This window comes from Ruminococcus sp., from assembly GCF_024684275.1.
In genome coordinates, this window is sequence record NZ_JAIKXF010000106.1 from 1 (window position 1) to 19481 (window position 19481).

The window sequence follows — 19481 nt, forward strand, 5'->3', positions numbered from 1 at the left end:
ATCTCATGCGTAACTCTCTGGGGTACAACAGATGAGAGAAGCTGGAGAAAGAGCGAGAACGGCGGAGATCCTCTCCCATTCAGCAACTACCAGCCAAAGAGCTTCTACAACGACATCATCGGTCTTACAAAGACAATTGCAGCTCCTTCATATGAGGAGGAGGTAGTTACAACAACTCAGCCTACAACAACAAAGCCAATAGTTGTAACAACTACAACTGCTTCTCCCGAACCTGCTAAGGACCTTAAAGAAGTACTCAATGAAAAGGTTTCTTTATGGGGCGACTCTAACAAGGATTCAGGCGTAGACATGAGTGACGTTGTACTTATCATGCAGTCTCTTGCTAACCCGAATAAATATGAGCTCAAGGATACAGCTCTTTACAACGCAGACGTAGCCGAAGCAGGCAACGGCATCACAGCTCAGGACGCTCTTATTTTACAGCGCTATCTCTTAGGACTTGTAAAGTCACTTCCTGACAGCTACGCTGATAATATCAAGACTGTAACTACAGAGAAAGCTAACAGCGCTGAAGTTCAGACAACAAAGGAAACTACAACCACTAAGGCTACAACTACTACAACAAAGGCAACTACTACAACTACAACAACTCAGCCAAAGTCAAACTTCAATTACAACGGCAACGTACAGTACAAGGAAGCTCCCGGCAACTACTTCAACGGCTGCCAGCAGCAGGGCAAGGTTACAAAGGAGAGCTATAACGGTATAAACGGTTATAACAACTGCAATGTTTATACTCCTTATAACTATGATCCGAACAAGAAGTACAACATATTCTATCTCATGCACGGCGGCAGCGAGAACGAGAACACTTTGATCTCCCAGAACGATACAATGATCCAGAATATGCTGGACAACATGATCATGAACGGAGAGCTTGAACCTCTTATCGTTGTATTCCCGACATTCAACAAGACAGAAGCTGGCAAGTTCTACAGCGAGTTCCGTCAGAGCTTAGTTCCTTTCATTGAGGGTAAGTACTCAACATACGCAAATAAGGACACTTCTGCTGAGTCACTCAAGGCTTCAAGAATGCACAGAGCATACGGTGGCTTCTCAATGGGTTCAGTATCAACATGGGCTGTATTCGAGAACTGCCTCGACATCGTTGGCTACTTCATGCCTCTCAGCGGCGACCACTGGAACGGCAACTCCGCATATGACAAGGCTAAGAGTCTGGCAAACGCTGTTGACAAATCAGGCTACAAGACAAACGAGTACTTCATCTTCGCTTCAACAGGCTCAGATGATATCGCTTATCCTAACGTAAATCCTCAGGTCGAGGAAATGAAGAAGATGAGCCAGTTCGTATTCACATCAGACTTCTCCAAGGGTAACTTCTACTTCATGGTTGCTCCCGGAAAGACACACTGGTGGGGCTATGTAAGACACTATGTTTACGACTCTCTCCCATATTTCTTCCACGAAGGACAGTAAATAACACCGAATTTTTCATAATAAAAATTCTTTCTGCGGAAAACCGAGGCTTTGTCCTCGGTTTTTCTATAATATGCCCTCAATAATTGACCATTTGCGGTTATTACCCATAATAAAAAGGCTGTACAGATAACCGATCCGTACAGCCTTTGCATTTTATTTCTGGATTATAGCCTTTCTCATAAGAACAAGGTCAAATATGTCAAGAATTTCGTCCTTTGTGTAATCAGCCGCCTTCCAGTTTTTAAGCTCTGCGCTCTTATCGCCAAGAAGCCACTTCTGTACAAGCACAAGATCAGATACATTGAACTCGCCGTCCGAATTTAAGTCACCGGCAAGCTCCTCAACAGGATCAGCATGGCTCTCGTCGAAAACCATTTTTGCATTTTTAAGGAATGGATCGTCTTCGGGCTTTGTTACCTTGTCCCATTTTTCCTTGCTGCCATAGAAGGTTATGGTCGCCTGAGATGTTGTATCTGAAAATGCCATATCATCTATCTTAGTCAGCTTACCCGATAGTTTAAGGTCAGTGAGCTTGGTACAGCCGTCCATAGCCATGCTGCCAATTTCGGTTACGCCGTTAAGCTCGATAGATGTAAGGCTTGTGCAGTAGAAGAAAACATTATCACGAAGAACTGTAACACTCGACGGCACAACAACAGATGTAATATCCATATTACGCTGAAATGCTCCCGAAGCGATATATTTTATATCAGGACTGAGATTAACATCGCCCTTGCACTTGTCACCGTCCAGAAGTGCGCCGTTTACTACTACCAGCGGAGAAGCCTCGCGCTGTGCTGCTATCCACGGTGTTCCCTCAAATACCTTAGCGTTCCACTCGATGATATGGTCAGGAAATTCTATAGTTTTCAGTGATTTACAGTTCTCAAAAGCACGTATTCCCACCTTTTCAACGCTGTCGGGAATAGTTACAGAAGTAAGTCCGTCACAGTTTGCAAATGCCCAGTGTCCTATTTCCTTGACGGTATCGGGTATTGTAACGCTCTTGATACTGCTCATCTGAAAAGCATATATACCAATTTCAGTAACAGGAACTCCGTCTATACTCTCGGGTATCTCGGCTGATTCTGCTGACATATCGCAATGTTCAATAACTGCGTGGTCAGAATACTTTGTGTAGGAAAATACTCCTGTCTTGCCCTCTGTACCGGCTTCTTCCGCATATGCACTGAGCGGAGAAACTGAAATTGGTCCTCTTTGAGCCGGCAGAGAAATACCTGCTGTCAGTGTTACAGCGGCAATAAAAGCTGCTGCCTTTAAAGCTTTTTTACTGTTTTTCATAAATAACCCCTCCTGTTATTATGATCATTCTAATACATTTCCGAGCTGAGATGCTCTTTTTATATTTTACCATATAAAAATCAAAATAACAATACCAAAGTCATTAACGAATTATTAATTAATGGTATTTGCCCCTCACCGAAAATAAATATTCGGTATATAAATAAAGCCGTTCATAAGAACGGCTTTATCAATATCCCCCGAAAGGAACGAGTGATCATTGTTATGCTGACACAGCAGCTTTTTCAATTGTTTCCTTTTTCAGCTCCTTGCTGTTAAAGTCTTCGGGAGTTGTAAATGTGGGGACCATATCGTGAAGGGCATCTACTGCCACCTTCTCATTATTCTCAAGAGCGGCATTTCTCAGCGCATTTAATCTGAAAGCAAAATTTCTTTCATCTATCTCTATCTGCTTGCCTATAAATATGAGCTTATTTGACGTTTTCTGAAGGCCTTCCTCATTCATCAGAAGCTCTTCTTTTATCTTCTCGCCCGGACGAAGCCCTGTAAACCTGATCTCAACATCTTTATACGGCTCTTTTCCGTACATACGAATAAGATTCTCTGCAAGAGTAACTATCTTGACCGGCTTGCCCATATCAAGAACAAATATCTCTCCGCCGTTTGCTATGGCTGCTGCCTCCATTACAAGGTTTACAGCCTCAGGGATAGTCATAAAATAACGAATGATATCAGGGTGAGTGACCGTAACAGGCTTACCCTGTTCTATCTGTCTCTTGAACAGAGGAATTACAGAACCGTTTGAGCCAAGAACATTTCCGAAGCGTGTTGTCACAAACTCTGTTCTTCCCTCATGCTGCTGGGCAAGATACTGAACTATCATTTCACAGCAGCGCTTTGAAGCTCCCATAACATTAGTAGGATTAACAGCCTTATCAGTAGAGATCATAACAAACTTGCCGACATTATGATACTGAGCAAGAGTTGCAACATTAAATGTTCCGATAATATTATTTTTTATAGCCTCCATAGGTGAAACCTCCATAAGCGGAACGTGCTTATGGGCAGCTGCATGGAAAACAACGTCTGGCTTGTATGTATCGAATATCTGATTCATACGGAAATAATCCCTTACAGAAGCTATCAGGGTAACAAGTGACAATTCGTCACCATACTCCATTTTCAGCTCCTGCTCGATGTCATAAGCATTATTTTCGTAAATATCAACGATAATTACTCTCTCCGGAGAATACTTGGCTATCTGACGGACAAGCTCAGAACCAATACTTCCGCCGCCGCCTGTGACCATGCAGACCTTTCCGCTGATGAAATCCCGTATATCCTTATTATCAAACTTTATAGGCTCACGTCCGAGAAGGTCCTCGACCTTTATATCACGTATCTGATTGATGATCGTCTTGTTTTCGCTGTCAAATACAAGATTGCCTATGAACGGAACTATTTTTACAGGTATCTTTGTATCCGAGCATATATCAAGGATACGTTTTCTCTCATCTTCAAGACAGGACGGGATAGCGAAAAGTATCTGTTCGATCCGTTTTTCCTTTACAAACCTATGTATCTCGGCAGTAGTTCCGACAACCTGAACTCCGCCTATCTCAGTGCCGACCTTGTCTCTGTTATCATCTATAATGCAGACAGGATCAAAGAGAGTGACCTGCTTGTCCCCGGTATAAGGAGAATTCTTAGCATTATGTATCTCTTTAAGTATAGTCTTGCAGGCCTGTCCGCCGCCTATCACCATTGTACGCTTGCCTTTGAAGGGCTCTGCCTTTACAAGGTTTATAAATGCACATTTAAATATATATCTGAATAGACATATGCCCAAAGTAAGGATAACAAGGTGAACAAACGTATACAAAGGATAAATTGTTCTGCTGATTACATACACTATCGAAGCCGAAACAAAAATACCGACTATAGCACCATAAACGCAGGTAAGATAGTCCTTTTTATTGAAATATCGCCAAAGCCTGCTGTATGCCCCTGTTATCAGCAAACTGCCTATACAGCAAATGGAGCTGACGGTTATCGACACGATGATAGTTGATTCGTCAAGCGCCCTCCCTGCAAAGGAAAGAATAAAGTTTGCTATAAGTGCCGCAATTGAGATAATAAAAGCGTCGGCACAAGCAAGTATGACTTTTCGGCATTTAAAATTTCTGCACAGTTCTTTCATAACAATAATCCCTCCGATTCTGCCGCTATACGACAATTTTAACCTGATCAGATACAGCGGCAAAAGCTAAAAATAATACTTAAAGTTTAAAACAAACCTTAAAAATATTTATTAATATATGAAACCCTTCTATGTTTATATGATTTTATTATAATAACTGTTTTCTCAAAAATCAATACTAAATATGAAATCAATAAAAAAGTTTAGAAAAATTCGTCAATATCACCAAAGGAAGCATATGATTTAAGCTTCTCATGCAAAAGAATAACTTACCTTTGATTTATCACCTGTACCGCTCCTTTGTATAAAATAATTTGAATACACTGCTTACTGCCGATTTCCGGCAATAAACCCGTTAAGATCTGCAAGCTCACATATCACGCACAGGCTTCCGTGCAGACTGAGAAGCTTGCGTATATCTGTTTTTAAAGAGCCTTCAAACTTTTCTCCTGTCAATATAGCTGTCTTTATAAAGCTTATATCCTTTCCTTCAAAGCCTCCGCTTTCTGCCATAGCCCTGTACATTCTGCTGTTGCCTGCGATTACATTGGGACAATATCTGATTATAGCCTTGTCTATATCATTATTGTTGAAATCAGGCAGTATAACAGCAGTTCCGCCCACAGCAAATACCGAATGGATACAGGTACCGATCCCGGCCCCCTGAGACATAGGCAGCACCGCAAGAACTCTGTCTGCTTTATCAATATTTCCGCATTCTTCAAGGCAATACACTGCATAATCATTAAAATCCTTATTGCTTACGCTTATACTCTGCGAATCAGTTCCCTTGCTTAAATACGCCGCAGCAGCCTTTCCGGCGCTGTGTGCAGCTATGTACCTGTCAGTGGGTGAAGCCATTGAAATAAAGCTCTTCCAGTCAATGAATGAGCTTTTTTTCTTCTTTTTCCGGAAATTCCTGATAAAATAGCCCGTTTTCATAACAACAGGCATCTCATCACCGACTGATGCTGTCACTGCAAGCTTTATATCTGATCCGCTGAATATCCCTTCCAGCTTCTCTGAAACACTTTCCGGTGCAAAGACATATCTGCTCCCGCTTTTTACCAGCCTTTCTGCAATATCCTTTTCATCGCTGTATGCATCTATCATATCGGCAACAGCGCCAAGCTTGTTTATGGCATACAGCAGATATATCGCCTGAGGAACATTAGGCAGACAGACTGATACCGTATCTCCCCTGTTTACTCCTATAGCAACGAGGGCGCAGGCACATCTGTTTATTTCACGAACAAGCTCACGGTAGGATATTTCTCTGCCAAAATAATCAATAGCACAAAGACTTCCGTATTCCTTTGCACTTCGCTTTAAATTATCATAAACCGACCTATCGGGAATGATAAGCTGCTTCTTCATTTTTATTACTCCATTCTAAACATTCAGATCAGCTGTATAAAGCCAATTTTTTAGTTGTTGAACACACATTAATTATAACATCTTTGCAATGCTGTTTCAAGATGAAACAGGCATATACATATTTTACCACATTTATAATGCATTTTCATAGTGACATTTGTCACTAAAAAAGTGACAAATGTCATTCAAGAAGTGACAGATGACACCTTACATTTCACCGCAAATAGTGTTATTATATAGTTACAGCAAAGGTAACACAGACACAAAGAAAGGATGATGATTATGTTAAATAATTCTTTATTCACACTGATCATACTGATCACACCGATAATTATTCCGCTCATTATAATCGGGATAGTAAAAATGTGTGACAACAAGAAAAACGATCCGCACACACATTTTGATTTACCTCAGCGTAATGGATATTACGGCTATCCTCAGCCTCCTTATCCTAACTGTCCACCTCCGCCGCAGGCTTATCAGAACCGACCAATGCCTCAGCCGCCGAAGGCACCAAAGAAGCACGACATGACAGTATCAAATGTACTTTTTCTTATCGGTACAGCGTTTGTAGTTCTTTCAGGTCTTGCATTCGGCGTTGCAAAGTGGGTACACACCTCACATGAGGGAAGAGTCGGTATAATAATGGCTGCTTCCGCAGTATCATTTTTACTGAGCGCAGTTGTAGGTAAATTTCTCAAGCTTAACGGAACATCTACTTCATTTTATGTTCTCGGCTCAGGCTTTATAGCTACAGCATTCCTTACAGCAGGCTACTATAAGCTTATGGGAGAATGGCTGTCATTAGGCAGCGACGGCTCTTATGCACTTCTTGCCATTGCATCCGGTTTATCTGCAGCAATGATGTATATCGGCAGCAGGATATTCAAAAAGCTCCCTCTTATCTATACTGCACTTTCAGCTACGGCTCTTACAGCTCTTTTCGCAGTATTGCAGATAAGCAGTGATCTTATGATAACAGCTCCCGTATTCCTTGCACTTCAGATAATTATCACAGCAGCTGTCTACGGTACAGAAATATTCAAGGGTAAGAAAAATGAACTTGCTGTCAAGATAATCGGCACGTGCTCAGCATCTGTCTACGCTTGTTTCCCGGTTTCCTACGTTTTTCAGGCTCTCCGTCACCCGACTTTCGTGAGCTACTTTATCCTTGCAGCAATTATAGCTCAGCTTCTCATCTACGAAAAGAAAACAAAGGAAGGCATACTCAACTCTATAAGCTCAATGGTTTCCATTCTTCTTGCATACATGACATCACTCAACATAGCTGATGAAACCGAGTCAAGATACGGTATACTCTCCTTCTGTGTATTCGCATTACTTATTTACCTTGCACACTGCTTTGTACCATTCCTTAAAAACGCTTTTACAGAATCCATAACTCTCTTAACAGCTGTTATCAGTGCATTTGTATGCATATACTCTGCAAGATCGGCAGCATTTATTCCGGAAATGCTTTTTGCAGCAGCTGTTTCGGCTGTCATTGCTGCATATATATTCCACAAAAATGAAGTTGTCCAGTCAATTGCAGGCTTTGCAGCTCCGATCATTCCGGCATTTATCACAGGAATGACCGGATATTATGCCTCAAAAGCATATGATATTGATGAAAATATCACATATTCAGCAGCATGGAGCATATTTGCCGCAGTTCTTATCATGGCAGCTATCCTTATTGTTTATCTTCCGAAATACGCTTTCAGTTTCCACACAAAACACCAGCGCCGCAGCGATATAATCCTCTATGTAAACATGGTCGTATCAGGTCTTATTCTCGCGATAGTTCCGACAGCAAAGTCTCTTATGCTTGTTCCTGCTGTAATGTGCTTCATTCACTTCGCAGTATCAAACAAGCTTCGCTGCAACTTCACAGCTGTTTTGTCATCAGCTGCACTGCTTAGCTGTGTATACGCTATTCTTGATGAAGGCACACAGTCAAAGCTTTTCACAACAGCTGCATTTATAATAGTGTTCTGCATCTATATGGCAATTTCCAAGCTTATTTACAATAACGGCATAATCGTGAAGTCAAACGAAAGACTTATCTGTGATCCTATGCTTCTTTCAGGCTGGATAGCAGTATTGATGATGTATCAGGACAATTCAAGAAACTCTGCATTCTTTGCTCTTATCGCCATAGGCATCTACTGCGCTTCATTCATAAAAAAGAACTCATCAAAGGAAACAGCAGCTATACTCCTTACTTTAACCTCTGCCCTCACAGCTCTGGCACTTATGCTCAGACCGTTCCTCGTTCCCGATTCAAGAGAGATCTCATGTAAGATAACCATAGGTATCGCTGCACTGGTCGGACTTGCCTGCCGCTTTATATGGCGTCAGTTCCCGAATGTATCAAAGTACGCTTCAAACAGTATATATCTCACTGCATTCGCTGCACTTCTCGTTGATGCACTCTGCTTCGATACAGCAGTAAATACTATCTTCGTAATGTCAGTAATGCTCTTTGTGCTCATTATCTCAATAATGGCAAGATCAAAGACATGGTTCACTGCCTCAGCTGCTTCACTCTTTACTATCACAGTTTATGCAACAAGAGAATATCTCATGGCACTTAACTGGTGGATATACCTCTTTATAGCAGGTATTACCCTTATAGCTCTTGCAGCCGGCAACGAATACTGCAAAAAGAATAATCAGACTCTGAAGTCCTCTGTCGCTAAGAGATTCAGCGGCTGGACATGGTAAATTTTCAATGCTCCGCTTAAATGCGGAGCATTTTTTACAAAAAGGTTGCCGAAAAACAATTATTGTGGTATAATAAGTATATATCATCACTTTTAAGGGGGTGCATTACAACGCCGACCATAATTTCAGCTGCGCTTCTTGCACTCGGTCTTTGCGGAATGCTGGGCTCGATCACATGGATACTAAGACGCGGCAATAAAAACAGACTAACTCACCTATTTCTTTTCTGTCAGTCATCTATAGTACTGTGGCTGATATCAGAGCTGCTGATACTGTTCTCGTACACCAAACAGCAGTACTGGATAAGCTACACGATAGGAAATATCGGTATCAGCTGCTTCGGACCTCTCTGGCTGTGGCTGTCGCAGGAATACACCTACAATGGCAAGAAAAAAATACGGCTTCTCTGGATACTGCCGCTTATAACTATCTCATCTATATGCGTTGTATTCACGAATCCTATGCACCACCTGTATTACGCGGATTTTGTTGACCATAGATTTACATATGGACCTCTTTTCTATGTATTTCAGATAATCTACTACATCTGCATTATCACAGGAATAACCATAATATGCCTCAAACACACACGAAAATCCGTTCAGATAACCAAGCAGTCAATACTGCTTATACTGTCTGCGGCGATACCGCTGGGCATAAATACCCTTTCACTTACAGGCATATTCACCTCAAAGGCTACTCTTACTCCTCTGTTTTTTGGGTTATCCAGTCTTTTAATAATAATTGCCCTCGGACGGTACGGACTTCTCAATATCAACAATATCGCCATCCGTGATACTATCAATAACATAAACAGCGGCGTCGTTGTCTTTGACAACAGCGGCAGCATAACCTATAAAAACAAATATGCCGATACCATACCATTCCTAAAAGATGCATCAAGCATTGAAGGCTTTCTGAGTGCTGTTGCAGAAGTAAGCGGAAAGGCTGCTCCTGCCGATTTCAATTCTATAGAAATTAAATGCGGCAAAGAATATTACAATCTCAAGCAGGCATACTGCGATAATAAAAACGGCAACAGGGTAGCAAGCGTTATTACCATAAGCAATGTTACCGAGTATCATGAGCTTGCCGCGGCTGAGAAAAAGCTCAGTCTGGAACAGGAGCGAAACCGTATCGCACAGGAAATGCATGACTCGGCAGGTCATACATTCACTATGATAAGCTCTCTTGCGAGACTGCTTAAATTCGAGGCAGATAAGTCTGCTCCCGACACATCGAAAATGGTCGAAAATATTCAGGAAATAGACGGACTTTCCAGAAGCGGCGTAACTCAGCTTCGCTGTACTATCAATAATCTTCGCGATGACGAGTTCATGACATCGGTCACAAAAGCTGTACAGACAGTCATTACTGCCGTAAGAGGCATAGATGTAGAGCTCTGTGTTCAGGGCGAGGAAAATGAGCGCTACAGCTTCTGTATAAGGGAGATGTACGACAGCTGCCGTGAAACTGTTACTAATTCCCTGCGATATTCTGAGGCTTCGAGGATAGATATAATCCTGAAGTTTCTCGATGAACGCATTGAGATGTACATTCTCGACAACGGCAAAGGCTGTGAAACTATTTCCGAGCATAACGGACTCCGCGGTATCCGCGAAAGAACGGAAAAACTCGGCGGAACTGTCAAATTCAGCTCGATACCGGGCGAAGGCTTCAATACTATTATAAAAATACCATTACAAGAGGTGCAGATATGATAAACGTTATATTAGCAGACGATGTTAAAATACTCCGTGCAGGACTAAAAACAGTCCTCATAAGCGACGAGGATATTAACGTTGTAGCTGAGGCTTCTGACGGCAAGGAGGCATACGAAATGTGCGTCCGCTATAAGCCCGACGTAGTTCTCATGGACATGAGAATGCCCGATTATGACGGAGGATACGGCACAAGAAAGATCAAGGATACTCTTCCTGATATAAAGGTGCTGGTACTTACTACTTTTGATGACAAGGAAACTGTTGAAAAAGCGATCTCAAGCGGTGCAGACGGTTATATCCTGAAGGAAATGGACAATGACAAGATCATCAACTCTATAAAAGCTGTTGCAGGCGGGATAAACGTTTTTTGCGATAATATTTTCCGCTCAATCAAAAAGGACGTTCTTTTGCAGCAGGACGCTAAAAACTTTGACCTCAGTGACCGCGAAGTAAATATTCTCAGGCTTATCTGCGACGGCTTTGACAACAAGGAGATAGCCTCACAGCTTTTTCTCGCTGAGGGCACAGTAAGAAACAGCGTATCAAAGCTGCTTGAAAAGCTTAATGTAAAGGACCGCACTCAGCTGGCGGTATTTGCTATAAAAAATAACCTTATATAATATTTAAAACGGAAGTTTATACTTCCGTTTTGTTTTTTCTATTGCTTTATAGCCGCAAAAGTGGTATAATGTAGCTTGACACTCAGACTAAAGCATAAAATCAAAAGGAGCACTTTATGAGTAAACTAAGAAAACAGCATATGGCGATAGAATGGCATGACATCGTAAATACCGAAAGCGACATACCTGCGAAAAATGCTTCATTGCAGGAAAAAGCCTCTCTTGTTGGAAGAGTCGGACTTATGATGCTCTCTGTAGGCACAGCCGCATGGCGTGTAAGAGCTTCAATGAATAAGATCTCACGCGCTCTCGGGATAACCTGTAACGCTGATATAGGTCTGCTGTCTATTGAATATACCTGTATAAGCGGCGGTGAGACCTATACAAATGCTATTTCAATAAATACTACAGGCGTAAACACGGATAAGCTCAATGAGCTTGAGCATTTTGCGGACGGTTTTACGGAAAGAGCTGAGAAATACTCTGTTCAGCAGTTTCACATGATACTTGATAAATTTCAGGATATGAAGGGCAACTACAAAGCATGGAACCTCGGTCTTGCTTCTGCCTTTGCCTGCTGTGCATTTACTTTTCTTCTCGGCGGCGGTATAATTGAGATGATCTGCGCCTTTTTCGGAGCAGGTATCGGAAACTTTGTACGAAAAAAGCTCCTTGAACATCATATCACATTATTTGCAAATGTTGCCGCTGGAGTTGCATCAGCCTGCTGTACTTACGTGATATTTATAAAGCTGGCTGAGCTTCTGATGGGAGTTTCAGCAGTACATCAGGCAGGATATATATGCTCAATGCTCTTTGTTATTCCCGGTTTTCCGCTTATTACAGGTGGAATGGACCTTGCAAAGCTTGATCTGCGGTCAGGTATTGAACGAATATCCTATGCTCTGCTTATCATAATAGTTGCTACACTTACAGGCTGGTTTTGCGCAACGCTTTTCAGCTTTTATCCACAGGATTTTCAGGCATATGAGCTTTCTCCCCTTCTCCGTATGGCGTTTATTATGATAACAAGCTTCTGCGGAGTATATGGCTTCTCGTTAATGTTCAACAGCACACGCAAAATGGCTGCAACGGCAGGTCTGATAGGAATGTGTGCAAATACTCTCAGATTAGAGCTTATAGATATGGCAGGAGTTCATGTGGGACTTGCCGCATTTATAGGTGCTTTATCCGCAGGACTCCTTGCATCTGCTATACATCACTGGATAGGCTATCCGAGAATAACTCTTACAGTTCCTTCTATCGTTATAATGGTTCCCGGAATGTTTATGTACAAGGGTGTTTATTATATCGTTATAAATGACATAACATCAGGTGCAATGTGGCTGACAAAAGCGGTTATTATCGTTACGGCACTCCCCATGGGGCTGATATTTGCAAGGATACTTACAGACAAGAATTTCCGCAAAAGCAGCTGAACGAAAAGCTCTCCGAAAGGAGAGCTTTTTCTGTTACAGATTTTCGTTTTTCAGTGCGTCTATAGGATTATCCTTCTTTATTTTGCTCATTGAGTACATCATAGTTGCAAAAACCACAAGGAATACGCTGAGTACTGCGATACCTACAGCTCCCCACGGCATTGAGAAATAAGTATCGATTCCCCTGCTTATAGATATATATATAAGATATGTAACTATGGCTGACACGGGAAGTCCGTATAAAAGAGCCTTTGTACCGTAAAGAATACACTCAAAATTGAGCATTTTCCTCATTCCCTTTGCCGTCATGCCTACAGATTTCAGCATTGCAAACTCTCTTCTGCGGAGATTTATATTAGTAGTAATAGTATTGAATACATTTGCCGCTGCAATAAGTGATATAAGTACTATAAAGCCGTATGCAAAGACCTTGATTATAACGACCATATTTCTGCTTGTCTCAGCAGAAGCTGCATAGTTGATGAGGAAACCATTGTATATCTCTTTTTCATTTAAAACTTTTTCAAGTGCATCAAATCCTCCGTAAATATCGTCCGAATTTATTGAGAATTCAATGCCTGAGCTTTCATATCCCTGTTCACCGAAAATCGTTTTGCCGGCACTGTATGGATAAATTATACAGCTGCTGTAATAGTTGAAAAAGAACGGCTCTTCGTCAAGGACCTTGCCGACCTTGATAGTAACCTCATCTGAGCACTCAGATTCATCGACCTCAATGCTGTCAAATCCTTCCTCTGATCTGTATATCACTTTTCCGTCAATGTGTGTTTCCGACAAATAATAGCCATTTATATTGTCATAGGTATTAAATTCAGCCTCAAATCTATCTGACTTAAATACCTTATGACGTACCATTCTGCCTGTTTCAGTGTCAAGATCAAAGGAATTATCAAAAGCAATACCAACAGGATCTTCCGCATTCATAAACTCATTCTCGGAAAGTCCATGCTCCTTGACAAAATTATTATATGTCTCATCGTCTACAAAGCATATGTTTACCCCTACTGTTCTTTTTCCGTCCTTTGAACTCATTGTGTTATTATCATTCCGGTCAGTCTTTATAAAATCCTTCGTCAGATATTTTTCATCGATATATACATTATAAGGATTCTGATTATAATAGCTTGCTCCGGTGATATGCTCGGTATTCTTTATAATTCTGAGAAGCTCATCGGGCGAGACCTTTGTTTCTTCCTCCTCATTACCATTATTATAAAGACTATATATGTAATCTGTCTTGAAAGTGCTGTAGGCATCATTTACCGAGTTTACAAGATAAGATGTGAATGCATAAGACGAAATAAAGAGAACTATACTCATAAACAAACTGATTATAGTTGCACGGTACTTCTTTTTGCTTCTCTTGAAGTATTTGTGTGCAAGCATTCCCGAAAGTCCGAAAACCTTGAAAATGATCTTCGGAGTTTTCACGTGCTTTGGCTGCTTTATATCAGAATTCTGACGAATAGCCTCAACAGCTGTTATTTTTGTTGCCCTTACAGAGGGGATCCATGCAGATATTCTTATAGTCACAAAAGCGATAATGCTGGCAGCGATAAGTGCTGTGGGAGAAACGCATACACGCATAGGCTCTCTGTAATCATCTTCCGAAAAAAAGGTGAATCTGCTGCCGATAGCAAGAAAAGTAACCCACATACCGAGGATTCCCAAGCCGATACCAAGAGGTATACCGATAAAGCTGAGAGTTGTTGCTTCAAAGCGCACCATTTTGCGGAGCTGCTTCTTTGTAGCACCAATTGACGAAAGAAGTCCGAACTGCTTTGTTCTTTCTGAAACAGATATAGAAAAAGCATTGTAAATGAGCATTATTGAACCGAACATGATAAGTCCGATAACTACTGCCATAAGACCGTATATCATTCCATAGAAGCTTGCATATTTTGAAACGCCTCTGAACATGAGAAGATCACTGTGAGTTTTACTGCTCATGCCATTATCCTCAAAGCCGTTTTCTTTCATAAAGTCATAGATGTCACCCATGTGCTTCATGCGGTAAAACACTGTATAATATGTATCCTCGGTATATTTATCGGGAACTGTCAGTGCTGTATATCCGGGAGCAAATGTATCCTCAAATTCAGGGCGCATATAAAATCCGACAACGGTATACTCTCTCGTATCCTTTATATTGAGCTTTTCAGCATTGATAGTTTTTCCGTCCTTATCGTCAACAGCTACATAAGGCGTATCCTGCCTGAATATATAGCTGTTGATGAGGTCAAGATTCCCCTTTACAAGGCTGTCTAAATCCAGACTATCCTTCAGAGCATAGTCCATTTCATCTGTATCCATATTGATAAGCTCATCTGTATCGGCTACTCTGTCGCCTATCTCAAGCTTCAATACATCGCCTTCGCTGTAATATACCTCACCATTATCTGCCAGATGCTCAGGAAGCAATATTTCACTGCTGTTCTCGGGCATACGTCCGGATATAATGCGGATAGGAGCTATTCCCTGCTCGTCCTCCTGAAAGCCGGATATATAGAGATATGGCTTGTAGCTGTTTGTGCTGTCTATTTCAGCATAGCCTATGTAGCTTAATACAGCCTTATCCTTAACTTCATCGGACTCAACGATCTTTTTAAAGCTATCATTGTCGATGTTTTTCTCCATACCGTGCCATTTGCCTTCACTATGCTCAAAGTAAGAAATAGCATACTGTCTTACAGAAGCAAAAGAGGTAGTAACTGCACAGATAAGCGCAGTTGAGAGCATTATGCCGATTATGGTAACAAATGTCCTTGTTCGGTTCTTTTTCAGTGATTGCAGAGTAACTTTATTGAAAATATTCATTTGCGTATCACCTCATCACGGATTATGATACCGTCCTCGATAGCGAGTATACGGTCAGCCTGCAATGCTATATTTTCATCGTGAGTAATGATAATGAGCGTCTGATTGTACTTCTTATTTGAAAGTTTAAGGAGGTCTACGATCTCCTGACTGTTCTTACTGTCAAGATTTCCGGTAGGCTCGTCTGCAAGAACGACCGCAGGAGCGTTCATCAGCGCTCTGCCTATAGATACTCTCTGCTGCTGACCGCCTGAAAGCTGGTTAGGGAGGTGATTCTCTCTGCCTTTGAGCTTCAGTGTGGCAATAAGCTCATTGAGTCTGTCATCATTTATCTGCTGACCGTCCATAAGTACAGGAAGTGTGATATTCTCGGTAACATTGAGTACCGGGATAAGATTATAGAACTGGTAGATAAGTCCGACCTGTCTGCGGCGGAATATTGCAAGCTGCTCGTCATTCTGTGAGTAGACGTCCTTGCCGTCCATAAAGACCTTTCCCGATGTAGGCTTGTCAACTCCGCCGAGAATATGCAGAAGTGTGGACTTTCCTGAGCCTGAGGGACCTATTATTGCAATAAACTCTCCCTTATTAACTGAAAAACTTACATTGTCGAGTGCGTGGACTTCATTTTCACCGCTGCCGTATACCTTGCATAAATTTTCAACTCTGAGTATCTCCATAGTAACTGCTCCTTTTCTTGGTTTATGTACATATTCTATCATGTCAATATGACTGTACGGTGACTTTAAAATAACAAAAATGTCACAAAAGAAAAAAGCGAGAAGATCTCGCTTTAAACTGTAGTTTCATAGAATCTCATGGTAAACATTGCACCGCCGTTTGGTGCATTTTCAGCCTTTAACGTACCGTTCTGCTCAGTGACTATCATTCTTGCAAGTGCAAGTCCGATACCGAAACCGCCCTTGTCCTCTGATGTCCTGCCCTTATAGAATCGCTCAAATATATGCGGCAGGTCCTCTGATGAGATACCGCTGCCGCTGTCGGTAATGACTATCTCGGAGAAAAGTGTATTTTTCTTGCCGCATACCCTTATTGTGCCGCTGTCAGGTGTATGCTCCATGCAGTTTTTCACGATATTTCCTATAGCCTCACAGGTCCATGCCACATCACAGCTGATTTCGCCTTCGGCTTCTATCATAAGCTCCTGACCGCGGAGCTCTATAGGCACACGGACAGGAATACAGGCTTTATCAAGAAGCTCCTGCATACTTATATCCTCGCTGTGGAATTTTATTGTACCTGCGTCCAGCTTTGACATCTTCAGCAGCGCAGTAATAAGCCAGTCGATACGTGAGAGAAGTCCGTAGAGCTTATGAACGAGCTGCTCTCGCTTTTCATATGTAAGGTCAGGCTCTGACAGCATTGAAACAAGAATATTTATAGACGTAAGAGGCGTTCTTATCTGGTGGGAAATATCAGCAAGCAGGTCAGCAAGATAAACCTTGTCATCGGTAAGGCGGCTCTGCTGTTCACGAAGTCTGACAGTCATCTTGTAGACCTCACTTTGAAGCAGCCCTATATCTCCCTCGGAATAATTTTCAAAATTTATATCCTCTTCTCCGTGAAGTATCCTGTCAATATCCGCCGAAAGCTTTGAAATGCGCTTATATCGGAAATACATACAGCAAATATGGATAGCTGTAAATACTGCGCATATGCACATCGCCGACAGAAAAAGCTTCTTATCATATGAGCGTACAGCCAAAAGAACAATGACCGATAAAACAATATATATTGATAAAGAGAGCTTTATCTCCGAATTCCTTAGCAGATTTCTCATATATCCACCCTGTAGCCCAGACCTCTGACAGTCTTTATTATAGTCGGATTTGCAGGATCGTCCTCGATTTTTTCACGCAGGCGCTTGATGTAAACAGTAAGAGTATTATCATTGACAAATTCTCCTGCAATGTCCCATATAGACTCAAGAAGCTTAGTCCTCGTCATAACAGCTCCCCTGTTATTGATGAAAACAAGCAGGAGTCTGTATTCAAGTGCAGACAGGAACAGATCCCTGCCGTTTTTGCTCGCCGTCCCCTTTACGGTATCAACAAGAACATCGCCCAGCTGAGTTACAGAGCCTGTGCTGCCTGTAAGCCGAAGCACATTCTTGATGCGCGAAACCAGCTCACGGGGGCGGAACGGCTTGGCTATATAGTCATCAGCACCAAGATCAAAGCCTGTTACTGTGCTGAATTCATCTCCCGAAGCGGTCAGAAAAATAACAGGGATACAGGTATTAGCCTTTATAGCCGAGCAGACTGCAAAGCCATTGCCCTCTGCAAGGGACACGTCAAGTAGCACAAGATCAAAGCTCTCATTCTCGACCATTTCAAGAGCCTTTGCCTGTCCATTGGCGTTTTTTACGCTGAATCCCTCTCCTGTCAGGAATTCTGTAAGATTAGCGATTATTTCTTTGTCATCTTCTACAAGTAATATTCTGTTCAAGGTGATATAGCTCCGTTCTGAATAATTGTCCATTATATAATAACACATCTGCACGAAAAATGCAACGAAAAAAATAAAAGCAGCTAAAAAAGCTGCTTTTATCTGAATGATCCCTTTGTATTCACGCCTCAGCTGTATTCCCTACTGGTGAAGCATTTGCCTGTGTTGTACCATCGGCAGGAGACACATAAATTACCGAATCGTTTACTGCTTCGCCCTCTTTATCAGTTACAGTCTCTGTACCGCAGCTGAACAATGAAACAAGGCTTACGCATAGTGTAAGAATAAGAAATAGCTTTTTCATTACCGATTCCCCCTCTCCTAACTGGCTTCATTGTAAAATATGAACCTTAAATCAATCTTAAAATTAAGTTGACTTTTTGTGAACAGAAGTATTGACGATCACTATTCCTGCCGCTACAAGCAGCAGTGAAGCACATACCGCCAAAGGACCTGCGGCACTTTTTTCAGAAAGCAGCAAAAATGAAAGTATAACTCCGAAAACAGGGTTCATAAAGCCAAAAACCGATATAGTCGAAACAGGATTGTGTTTAAGAAGGGTTCCCCATATTGAAAAAGCCGCTGCTGATACAAAGGCAAGATACAGCAGCATAAGAATTCCCTCGGCATTTATTGAGGTTATCCTGCCTCCGAATATAAAGCCGATAGCTGTCATAACGGCTCCGCCGAATACAAACTGCCAGCCGCTGAGCATAACAGGATCATGTTTTGCAGAGTACCGCTTAATCAGAGCTGCCGAGAAAGCATACGACAGCGCCGACAAAAATACAAAGCCCTCGCCTGTCAGTCTGAATCCGCCGCTCATTCCGCTCAGATTAATAAGAACAACTCCCGAAAAGCCAACGATACAGCCTGCAACTTTTCGGAAAGTAAGCTTTTCCGTTCTGAATATCAGTGCTGCCACAAGTATTGAAAGAAAGACATTTGAAGCCGTTATTACCGAGCTCTTCATGCCTGTGCTTCGGGCAAGTCCGATATAGAAAAACGTGTATTGCAGTATAGTCTGAAACAGCGACAGCTTCATTACCTTTGGTACCTCATCAGCATGAGGGATAAGCGGTCTGCCAGCGATAATACTTCCTATTAGCAATGCAAGAACGCCTGCTCCTGTAAACCTCAAACCTGCGTACAGCATCTGAGAGTATGTATCATCAGCGGTTATCTGCGAAAAGCCGTAGCCTATCTTTATACACGGAAATGCGCTTCCCCAAAGCAGGCAACACAGAAGCGTAAGCGGCAGGACCACTGTTTTCTTTGTAAGCACAGAACTGTCTTTCATATAAAGCTCCTTAAAACATAATACGAGTAATATTATAGCACAGTTTGACGCTGTTTCCAATAG

14 protein-coding genes are annotated in these 19481 nt (G+C 41.9%); 5 read left to right on the top strand and 9 right to left on the bottom strand.

Translation table 11 applies throughout. The annotated features are described in order from the left end of the window. The coding region (locus K5677_RS12245; RefSeq protein ID WP_296728473.1) for a dockerin type I domain-containing protein at nt 1-1458 on the top strand (1458 nt) is incomplete at its 5' end. A gap of 156 nt (nt 1459-1614) precedes the next feature. Here K5677_RS12245 and K5677_RS12250 read toward each other — a convergent pair. From K5677_RS12250 to K5677_RS12260, 3 genes are all read right to left on the bottom strand, one after another. Further along, entirely contained in the window at nt 1615-2763 is a 1149-nt protein-coding gene (locus tag K5677_RS12250) for a leucine-rich repeat protein (protein WP_296728475.1), read from the bottom strand. A gap of 223 nt (nt 2764-2986) precedes the next feature. Then, nucleotides 2987-4924 carry a nucleoside-diphosphate sugar epimerase/dehydratase gene (locus tag K5677_RS12255; RefSeq protein ID WP_296728476.1) on the bottom strand — a complete coding sequence of 646 codons (1938 nt, stop codon included), beginning with the start codon at nt 4922-4924 and terminating at the stop codon, nt 2987-2989. 327 nt (nt 4925-5251) lie between these two features. Continuing rightward, nucleotides 5252-6301 carry a class I adenylate-forming enzyme family protein gene (locus tag K5677_RS12260; protein ID WP_296728478.1) on the bottom strand — a complete coding sequence of 350 codons (1050 nt, stop codon included), beginning with the start codon at nt 6299-6301 and terminating at the stop codon, nt 5252-5254. Between the two features lie 282 nt (nt 6302-6583). Between K5677_RS12260 and K5677_RS12265 the strand changes: the two genes are divergently transcribed. The 4 genes from K5677_RS12265 to K5677_RS12280 all read left to right on the top strand — a co-directional run bounded on the left by K5677_RS12265 (nt 6584) and on the right by K5677_RS12280 (nt 12811). Beyond that, the gene (locus K5677_RS12265; protein ID WP_296728480.1) at nt 6584-9028 is read left to right on the top strand and encodes a hypothetical protein; all 2445 of its coding nucleotides are present in this window, start codon (nt 6584-6586) and stop codon (nt 9026-9028) included. Nucleotides 9029-9090: 62 nt separating this feature from the next. Next, nucleotides 9091-10749 (top strand): histidine kinase N-terminal 7TM domain-containing protein, encoded by a 1659-nt coding sequence (locus tag K5677_RS12270; RefSeq protein ID WP_296728481.1) that lies wholly within the window; start codon nt 9091-9093, stop codon nt 10747-10749. Then, on the top strand, nt 10746-11372 hold the full coding sequence (locus K5677_RS12275; protein WP_296728483.1) for a response regulator transcription factor: 627 nt from the start codon (nt 10746-10748) through the stop codon (nt 11370-11372). The genes K5677_RS12270 and K5677_RS12275 overlap by 4 nt, the downstream gene beginning before the upstream one ends. A gap of 116 nt (nt 11373-11488) precedes the next feature. Further along, nucleotides 11489-12811 (top strand): threonine/serine exporter family protein, encoded by a 1323-nt coding sequence (locus tag K5677_RS12280; protein ID WP_296728485.1) that lies wholly within the window; start codon nt 11489-11491, stop codon nt 12809-12811. Nucleotides 12812-12844: 33 nt separating this feature from the next. On the opposite strand, the gene K5677_RS12285 is transcribed toward K5677_RS12280, so the two are convergent. From K5677_RS12285 to K5677_RS12310, 6 genes are all read right to left on the bottom strand, one after another. Then, nucleotides 12845-15649: an ABC transporter permease gene (locus K5677_RS12285; RefSeq protein WP_296728488.1), complete on the bottom strand. Its 2805-nt coding sequence runs from the start codon at nt 15647-15649 to the stop codon at nt 12845-12847. Continuing rightward, on the bottom strand, nt 15646-16329 hold the full coding sequence (locus K5677_RS12290) for an ABC transporter ATP-binding protein (protein WP_296728491.1): 684 nt from the start codon (nt 16327-16329) through the stop codon (nt 15646-15648). Before K5677_RS12290 ends, K5677_RS12285 begins: the two co-directional genes overlap by 4 nt. Nucleotides 16330-16442: 113 nt before the next feature. Continuing rightward, a complete protein-coding gene (locus tag K5677_RS12295) occupies nt 16443-17450 on the bottom strand; it encodes a HAMP domain-containing sensor histidine kinase (RefSeq protein WP_296728492.1) in 1008 nt (335 codons plus the stop codon). Then, entirely contained in the window at nt 17447-18118 is a 672-nt protein-coding gene (locus K5677_RS12300) for a response regulator transcription factor (protein ID WP_296728495.1), read from the bottom strand. Before K5677_RS12300 ends, K5677_RS12295 begins: the two co-directional genes overlap by 4 nt. Before the next feature lie 121 nt (nt 18119-18239). Further along, nucleotides 18240-18422: a hypothetical protein gene (locus K5677_RS12305; protein WP_296728498.1), complete on the bottom strand. Its 183-nt coding sequence runs from the start codon at nt 18420-18422 to the stop codon at nt 18240-18242. A 63-nt stretch (nt 18423-18485) separates the two neighbouring features. After that, entirely contained in the window at nt 18486-19418 is a 933-nt protein-coding gene (locus K5677_RS12310) for a DMT family transporter (RefSeq protein WP_296728500.1), read from the bottom strand. Nucleotides 19419-19481: the final 63 nt, after the last annotated feature.